1 pseudogene is annotated in these 1969 nt (G+C 55.2%); it reads right to left on the bottom strand.

The features are described 5' to 3' along the window. Positions 1–889: pseudogene (locus QM600_RS29350) on the bottom strand (Ig-like domain repeat protein); the annotation flags it as partial. Positions 890–1969: the final 1080 nt, after the last annotated feature.

Here is a 1969-nt window from a genome sequence, read left to right as displayed (position 1 = left end):
TCAAATTCACGGAACTACCGGTAGTAGCCGTAGCCGGAACACCCAGTGCCAGAGTGGTTGCCACATCAACGGGGGTTGCTGGGGTGATATTGATGGTCGCGAGCGGACCGGCACCAGCATTCAGCGCAGCCGTGCCCTTTGCATCACGAGGCGTGCACCGAGTCGGGGCCCACTGCGTGCCCAAAAGGCTTGCCTTTGCGAGCTGGGTACTGTAGTTCTTGTCGTCGCCGTAGTTAGCCGCCGCACCGGCAGTTCTGATCTTAGGCTGGATCACACCAGATGCACCCGCGACCATTGTGATATCGATGGCCGGCATCCGGAACCAGCTGTCACCAGCACTGTTGGTCGATCCGTCAAGATTTTTCTTTGTCTTGGGCGCGCGAATGCCGCCCTCAGAGTTTGTACTGTTCGCGGCACCATTTCCGATCACCTGGTTGCCACCCGAAATTCGAAGGAACGGGCCCGTAGCATCTGCACTTCCGGCATCGTTGATGCGGATCACGGATGGTGCAACATTGTCCAGATTGAATGAGGTTCCTGCCACGATCGCTGCACTGACGAAGGTGGCATTGGTCGGCACGTCGAAGTCATTTTTCAAGCGCGACAGGTTGGTAGTCGTGGCGCCCGAATCCGAGTCCGGATACGCCTGGCCGTTGGATTGCATTCGGATGGTGAAGGTTTCACCGGGTGCGACCGATGCCGGAGCATCGACGGTGACAGAACTTGTCGTCACTTTGTCGACGGTGATGAGAGCCTTTGCTTGGCATGAGGTCGAGAAAGTAGTAGTAACGGGAGCTGCAGAGGCCGGGGTTCCGACCAGGAGCATTCCGGCTACCAGCGCGGTACCCGATATGGGCACCATGTAGCGGCGGAGTAACGGAGTTGACATGAGCATTTCCTTCGAAGGGGTGGCCGTGGGTCCTTATCGATCACGCGATGGTCACAACATAATCACAATTACTGGAACTGGTATCAGTTTTTCGAAACGAATTGGACACTCAACCAGGATGTCCGTCTGCGAACTTTCAGTTTCGGCGAAATTCGGCCCGCAAATCGTGTGCAACTCACCTGTTGCCTGTAACTGCTTGTCGCACCGACAAATTCGGCAAAAGTTGGCCTGAACCGGATGTTCACTACCAAAAGACGCTTTACACGGCAAGAACTACGGCGCTGGGACAGATACTGACAATCCGCAGAAAAGTTAAAGCGCTGCCAGTCCGCCCGTAACCGGATCCATTTTGGTTCGAAACAAACTTTGAGACTTCTTCAGGGCCGTCCCCGAAATTCGCACCTGAATCCCACAAAAGTGACCCTGCCGTGACAGAACTGGGCCAGCATCAGCTTGAATTAGTCGGACGTCCAATTAGGTTGACCATTTGTTAGATACGTCATAATTTCCGTAATTTTGGTGTGGACCTACAGAAACCGGCAGTTCGGTTTACAACTACCTGCGCAGCGCCGGTCAAACGAGGTAAGGCGTAAGTAAAGAAAGGGGGTTCCCTGCACCTCACATGCAGGGAACCTCACGAGGTAACGCAGAATTACCGGGATCTACCTACGACGAACCGAACAGTCCGGACACACTACTCGAATTGGAACCTGTTCCATCTTTGCTGCCATTTGATGCACTGACGGCGACGGTTGGTTCTCCGAAGCTCACGATGACACCGCATCCATCGAGGTGGGTGGCTACGAGATTCAGCGTCGGTGCCCACATTCGAAGGCCGAGCTCACCAAATACGCGCAAACTCTGATCCCGGGATAGACAACAGCGGGGCTGGAAGGTCATCAGACCTCCCAGCCCCGCTTCGTTCTACGAGTTACCTGTTACGAACCGAAGATGTTTCCCAACGAACCCAGCGAACCTGAACCCGAGCCCGTTCCACCGGTTCCGTCGTCCACAACGGTGACGTTGACCGTCGACGGAGTCGAGATCGACGTCGCCACACCCAAACCACCACTGAACACT

Source organism: Rhodococcus sp. IEGM 1379 (assembly GCF_030056815.1).
Classification (GTDB): domain Bacteria; phylum Actinomycetota; class Actinomycetes; order Mycobacteriales; family Mycobacteriaceae; genus Rhodococcus_F.
This window is presented reverse-complemented; position numbering and strand designations above follow the sequence as displayed.